The organism is Citricoccus sp., from assembly GCF_035445025.1.
Classification (GTDB): Bacteria; Actinomycetota; Actinomycetes; order Actinomycetales; family Micrococcaceae; genus Citricoccus.
The window spans coordinates 1-6,592 of sequence record NZ_DAOMPX010000087.1 but is presented as its reverse complement, the minus strand read 5'-3'; the positions used below and the strand labels follow the sequence as shown (position 1 = coordinate 6,592).

The 6,592-nt window shown below is 69.2% G+C and carries 6 protein-coding genes; all 6 read left to right on the top strand.

The genetic code is table 11. The annotated features are described in order from the left end of the window. Nucleotides 1–302 (top strand): hypothetical protein (locus PLJ28_RS14485; protein ID WP_324590301.1); only part of this gene is annotated, 302 nt, incomplete at its 5' end. Between the two features lie 187 nt (nucleotides 303–489). Next, nucleotides 490–936 carry a hypothetical protein gene (locus tag PLJ28_RS14480; protein WP_324590300.1) on the top strand — a complete coding sequence of 149 codons (447 nt, stop codon included), beginning with the start codon at nucleotides 490–492 and terminating at the stop codon, nucleotides 934–936. A 141-nt stretch (nucleotides 937–1,077) separates the two neighbouring features. Further along, nucleotides 1,078–1,917, top strand: coding sequence for a hypothetical protein (locus PLJ28_RS14475; RefSeq protein ID WP_298044976.1), 840 nt, complete (start codon nucleotides 1,078–1,080; stop codon nucleotides 1,915–1,917). A gap of 132 nt (nucleotides 1,918–2,049) precedes the next feature. Beyond that, nucleotides 2,050–3,090: a single-stranded DNA-binding protein gene (locus PLJ28_RS14470; protein WP_298044975.1), complete on the top strand. Its 1,041-nt coding sequence runs from the start codon at nucleotides 2,050–2,052 to the stop codon at nucleotides 3,088–3,090. Between the two features lie 220 nt (nucleotides 3,091–3,310). Then, entirely contained in the window at nucleotides 3,311–3,790 is a 480-nt protein-coding gene (locus tag PLJ28_RS14465; protein WP_298045239.1) for a hypothetical protein, read from the top strand. Between the two features lie 71 nt (nucleotides 3,791–3,861). Further along, a partial coding sequence (locus tag PLJ28_RS14460) for a DUF8437 domain-containing protein (protein ID WP_502877094.1) occupies nucleotides 3,862–6,592 on the top strand: 2,731 nt, incomplete at its 3' end.

The window sequence follows — 6,592 nt, the reverse complement described above, 5'->3', positions numbered from 1 at the left end:
CCGTCCCCGGCTCCACCGAGCCGCTGAACTGCGAACTGTGCCAGCGGGTCTCCGTCCTGCAGTTCCACACCACCAGCACCGACCTGCTGGACCGTGCCGAATGCCGCCGCGCCAACGGGGACGGGATGTGGCTGTGCTCGATCTGCGAAGAAGGCGTCCACCGGTGGATGGCCGCCAACCCCGGCGAAGGCTCCGCCCAGGCCGCGGTGAACGAAATGGTCCAACGACTGCTCAACCTCATCGACGGCCCACCCCGGAAATACCGCCGCCAGCGCCGCACCGACGACACCGGGCGGTCCTGAGTCCGTTCCGTGGGAGTCGCTGCGGGTCGTCGGGTCGTAGCGTGCCCCATCCATCGGGCCGCACAGTGCAGCTGCCGAGAGCAGACCGGCCCTCGGTAGGGCCGAGGCGGCACGGTTACATTGGCATCCTGTCGGCCCGGGAGGTTCTGCCATGTGCGCCTCGATGACGCGTCCGGCCGTTGGCCGGGTGACCACCATGGTGATGGTCAGTGGCGGGTTGTTCGTGCTGTCGGGATGCTACGCCCAGGAAGAACCACAACCGGTCCCCACGGCCCCGGCTATCGCCGCCCTGGTGGACACCCCCGTGGTGAGCCTGCCGCCTGAAAGCGCCCGTGACTATCCGGAGGAGCCGGCCTACGCCGTCGGTTCGTATAACGGGGTGGATTACTACGTGTCGTACACGGACGGACCGGAGCCCGAGCGGTTGGGCCGACTGATATGCCTGATCACCGACACGGGGGGCGACGACGGCACCGCTCGGATCTGCGGGGCCGATAGCGACGACATCACCCTGACCTTGCTGAACGTACCCGGTGACCACACCTTGGTCGGTGATTCCGTGGATACTGACGATCTCACCGAGAGCGGTTGGAAAAAGGTGGGCCTCAACGTGTGGACGCGAGCCGCCCCGTAGAAGTTGCCAGCTTCCCGTCGATACGCCCACTGATTCACCTGGACTGAGCGACATACACCGCTGCCCTCCCGTTGCGAACTGTCTCCGAGCAGGCCACAGGCCCTGCCGGATCAGACAGCAGCGTTGAGGAGGGTGACACCGGTGAGTGGCAATCCATGGGTAGACGACGAGGACGACGACACCTGGCTGAACCAGGAGGCCCCCGGCCCCGAGCAAACCGGTGGCGAGGCACCGGGGTCCCCGCTGCCGTACCTGGACCCCGAGGTCGAGGCGGCCCTGGCCGCCGAGGGTCCGCCGGAGTGGTTGGGCACCCGGTGGCGGGAGATCGAACCCGGTCAGCAGTGGGATGCCTGGAACGGGTTGCGCCGCTGGGTGGACTGGTTCATCCGCGAATACCGGCTGACGACCTCCGATGTTCCGGCGTGCTGGTACCGGCACCCGAGCCTGACCGCCGAGCTGTATGCGGCGATGTGCATGGAGTACAAGGTTTTCGAGGAACAGGCCCCCGGGTTGGCTCCGATGATGATGTGGCACCCGAACGTGGCCCAGCTGCGGTCCCGACTGAAGGAGATGACGCACGACGCCGGGTGCGTGCAGAACGGCACGCACAAGGAACCGGTGGCGTATTCCGGCACGGTCGGGGCCTACGAACTGGACTACGACGAGGACGACTGGATCACCGCGGCCTCGACCATCCGCACCGAGAAGGTCCTCGACCGCCCCACCTCCGGGGTGACGTTCGTGCGAGCCCGCGCCGTGGATGCCGACGGCGTCGAGCACGGGGCCTCGGACCCGCTGGGCCTGCGTGCCCGGTCCGTGGCCGCAGTGGGCTCGGTGGCCCTGGCCTACACCTCGGCCACTCCCGGCCAGGCCGGAGTTGCGGTCAACATCATGGGCGGCCCAGAGGACCTGACCGTGGTGTGGGAGGAATCGCCCGACGGAACCGCCTGGACCGAGATGAACGCACAGAGCGATGAGTGACCGGGCGGCACCTACCGACGAGACGGTAGCGCCCTGGATGTGTGTCGCGGGCGGCCGGACCGGGGTCGCGGCGAACTGGGGACAAGACATCGGCGCCGGGTCGAGGTCAACGGGACAGGAAGGCAGGCCAGCATGACGGAGCCGAGGACCGAGGAGCCGAACGTCGAGGGGGTGATCGTCGGCGTGGAGTGGGGCCAATGGAGCACGGAGGCGTGGGTCGACACCGATGACGGGACCCGCGTCCGGGCGCACTTCAGTGAGCTCGACTCGGAGTTGGTGGCCCCGGAGCGGTTGAGAGCAGGCACGAGGATCCGGCTGGATGTCCCCGCGCGGTACACCTTCGTGCAGACGGAGCACATCCATTACACCAAGCCAACCTTCCGTGAGGCCCCCGCCGCCCAGCCCTTCGCCTACGCCCACAATGCCGAGTGGATCGACACCGCCGGACAGGCACACCCCCTAATCCAAGACGCGGGAGAGGAAGCCGCCGACATCCACCCGGGGTGGGACCAGGTGGACGGTCACAGACGCTTGGAGCGCGAGGACTACACCCCGACCGCGCTGCCCGCCCGACCCCGATCCGACTTCGAACAGACGACAACCAGTAACAACACCAAGCAGGGAAGCGAGAAAGCCATGGAGAGCGTGGGCAAGAAGACGGTGCAGGGCAACCTGACGGGCGATCCCCGGAAGGTGCGGACGAAGGCCGGCCAGGAGCTGGTGGTGATGACGGTGGCGGAGAACGGCCGCCGGTTCAACGAGAGTTCCCGGGCGTGGGAGGACACCGAGGCGAAGTTCTACGACGTGGCCGTCGAAAGGGCCCAGCTGCGAGAGAACGTGCTGGCCTCGCTGCGCAAGGGCGACCGGGTCACGGTCACCGGGGACTACCGGGTCGGGGCGTATGCCACGAGCACCGGCAAGCCTGGACTGAACCATCGGATTTGGGCCGAGGACGTGGCCGCCTCCATGCAGTTCAACCCGGTCGCGGTCCTGCCCCGAGAACCCCACCGGGACGGCGCCTCGGTCGCTTCCTCCCCCGAGCAGTCCAGGAAGCACTCGGCAGGCCAGGGCCTGCGCCCGGAGGAGCTGACGCCGGAGGCGTTCGCGGAGTGGTCGGCGGGTCAGCCGCCGCTGGTGCCACAGCAGCAGGAGGTCACCGGGATCACCCGGTGACCTGTCCATAGTCCGTCGCTCGACGGCCGGGGGCTTGACCGTCTCCCGGCCGTCGTGCAGTTATGTCAGAGAAGGAGCCCGAGCGTGGCGAAGCGAAGCAATCAGGTGGCCGGTCAGATCTCGGTGTTCGACCTGTTGGCCGATATGGAAGGAACCGAGAATGCAGAACGGGACAGTGCAGAACGGAACGAGGTCGGAGGACAGGATGCAGGACGGGACGATGCCCGATCCGATCGAGGAGCCGCGGCAGGACACCAGCAGCGAACTGTTGGGCTGGGAGACCGACCGGTGGGAGATCGACCGGACGGTGTGGCAGCACCCGCACGAGAAGACCCCGTACGGGACCACGCTGGTTCAGGCCTACGAAGCGGCGCACCCGGACGGGGAGGTGACGGTGATCGACCTGATGCTGGGCCTGGACCAGTACCAGGACGCGAGCCAGGACTTCGAGGACTACCTGATCGCGATGGTGCAGTCGCGGGCGATGCAGCTGGCCCCGGACCGGGTGGAACCGGTGGAGGCCGAGGCCCTGTTGAAGCTGCCAAAGCGGGCGCAGCTGCGGGTGTTCGACCAGCTGACGGTGCTGGCCAGTCAGGTGTTCGACTGGATGCGGGCCCAGGGGATGGACCCGGTACCGGGGGCCACGAGCCTGCCGCCGCTGGTGACCGAGGCGGACCGGGACAGGATTCAGGGCAGCTGACCGGTGTCCCGGTCGACTGGACCGGGGGTACCCAACGCCCGGGAACACGGTCGAGCCGGTTCCTGGCCAACGTGGCCGCGTTGCAGACCCTGGCCGAGCTCGAGGACGCCGGACGGTACGCCACGCCTCTGGATCAGGACGAGCTGTCGCGGTGGTCCAGTTGGGGCGCACTGCCGGAGGTCTTCGATGACACCGCCGACACCTTCTCCGCCGAGGACCGGGCCCTGGTGCGGGATCTGTTGGGCCCGGAGGGGTGGGAGCAGGCCAAGGCCACCACCCTGAACGCCCACTACACCGACCCCGCCCACGCCGCCGCCATCTGGGGCGGCCTATCGCGGGCCGGGTTCGCGGGGGGCCGGGTGTTGGAACCGGGGTGCGGGTCCGGGGAGTTCCTCGGCCAGGCCCCGGCCGGCACCGACATGGTCGGGGTGGAACTGGATGCCACGACCGCGCGCATCGCCGCCCACCTGCACCCCTCCCACGAGGTCCACGCGGCCGGGTTCGAGCAGGTGCGCCTGGGTGAGGACAGCTTCCACGCGGTGGTCGGCAACGTCCCCTTCGGCTCGTTCCCGGTCCCGGACGCGAAGTACAACGGGCAGAACCTGTCGATCCACAACTACTTCATCGCCAAGTCCCTCCGGTTGACCGCCCCGGGCGGGTACGTGGCGGTGATGACCTCCACCTGGACCCTGGACGCCCAACGGGCCTCCGCCCGCCGGGAGTTCGCCCGCTACGCCGACCTGGTCGGCGCGGTCCGGCTGCCCAACGGGGCCATGCAGGACAGCGCCGGCACGGACGTGAAGACCGACGTGCTGATCTTCCGCCGCCGCGAACCCGGGGCCAAGATCGACCAGGACGCCGTCGCCGCCTGGGTCGAACCGGGCCTGATCGAAGCCACCGACCGGGACGGTGAAATCCACCAGATTCCGGCGTCCCGGTACTTCCGGGACCACCCCGAGAACGTGCTCGGCACCCTCCGCGCGGCCAGTGACCCGTGGGGCGGGATGTCCTACCGGGTGGACCCGCCCACCGGGGACCTGACCGCACTGTTGGAAGAACGGCTCGGCGCGGTGGTCGAGGAGGCCAAGGACGCCGGGCTGGGCTACTCCCCCGACCCGCTGACCGTGACCCACGACCCGGGGCTGCACTTCCCGCCGGTGGCCGAGGCCGCCGTCGGTCACGTCCGCTTCGACCCGGCCGCCCAGGGCTTCACCCGGTACGGGGCGCAGCTGGCGTGGGAGCCGGTCAAGGTCCCCCGCGCTCGAGCGGTGGAGGCCAGGGCATTGCTGGTGTTGCGCGATCAGGCGGTGGAGGTCATGCGTGCCCAGTCCGAAGGACGGGGCCAGGAGACCGCCGAGGCCGCGCGAGAGAAGTTACGCACGGGTTGGCGGCAGTACATGAACGCCTATGGGCCCATCAACCGTTCCGAGGACATCTGGAAGACCCCGCGGGCTCAGGAGCAGGCCCAGAAGATCCGGGAACTGGAGGCCGCGTGGCGGGCCACCCTGCCCGAAGACGGGGAGATGGACCGCTCCGAGGTCCCCGTCCCGACCGAGCTGGCCAATGAGTGGGCCGCCGAGGCCGCCGTGCCCGAGTTCAGCCACCGCCGCCAGCCCCACCTGGAGTTCCTGGCCGGGGACCCCAAGCTGGGCCTGTTGCGCGCCTGTGAGGTGTTCGATGAGCAGGAGCAGTCCGCCGAGCCGGCGGCGCTGTTGACCCGGGACGTCATCGAGTACCGGCCTCGCCCGGAGCGGGCCGAGTCGGTGGAGGATGCCATCGCGATCAGCCTGGACGAGACCCGCACCGTGGACGTGGACCGGGTGGCCGGGCTGCTGGGCGTGGACGCCGATGAGGCCGAGACGATGATGGCCGGGCACGTGTTCACCGACCCCGAGTCCGGGGTGCTGACCCCGAAGGTGGCCTACCTGTCCGGCAATGTCCGCGCCAAGCTGGCTGCCGCACAGGAAGCGGTGGCCAACGGTGGGGATTACGCGGTGAATGTGGCCGCCCTGGAGGCGGTGCTGCCGGCGGACGTGGACATCCGCGACGTGGTGGTCAACCCCGGCGTGCACTGGGTCCCGCAGGACATTTACGAGGACTTCGTCCGGGACACCTTCGAGGTCGCCACCGAGGTGAAGTTCAACCCGGCCGTGGAGGCCTGGGAGGTCGCCTCCCCCAAGGGCGGGTTCTCCGCCTCGGTGCGGTACCAGTGGGGCACGAACAAGCGCACCCCGGCCGCCCTGCTGGCCGCGACCATGAACTATAAGTCGGTGGTGGTGAGGGAGAAGGACGCCGACGGGACCTACCGCAAGGACGAGGCCGCGACCACCGCCGCGAGAGAGAAGATCGACGCGATTCGAACCCGCTTCAACGCCTGGGTCACCGAGGACCCCACCCGCGCGGCCCGGTTGCAGAGCCTGTACAACGAGGCGTTCAACTCGATGGTCGCCCCGGACTACGACCAGATGGGCCAGCGGCTGGAACTGCCCGGACTGGAAGCCGACCGCATCCCGTATTCCTATCAGCGCTCGGCCGTGGCCCGGGCGGTGAACGAACCGGCCGTGCTGCTGGACCACGTGGTGGGGGCCGGCAAGACCGGCACCATGGTCATGGCCGCCATGGAACTGCGCCGCACCGGCATCGCCCACCGCCCGGCGATGGTCGTCCCGAACCACCTGGTCGAGCAGATCAACCGGGAGTTCGTGGAGTGGTACCCCGACGCGAACGTGCTGGCGGTGCCCACCGGGCTGACGGTGGCTGGTCGGCGGGACTGGATGGCGATGGCCGCCGCCGGGGACTGGG

Coding starts and splice junctions, on each gene's coding strand:
- PLJ28_RS14470 (WP_298044975.1), top strand. CDS start 2,050: ATGACGGAGCCGAGGACCGAGGAGCCGAACGTCGAGGGGGTGATCGTC.
- PLJ28_RS14465 (WP_298045239.1), top strand. CDS start 3,311: ATGCCCGATCCGATCGAGGAGCCGCGGCAGGACACCAGCAGCGAACTG.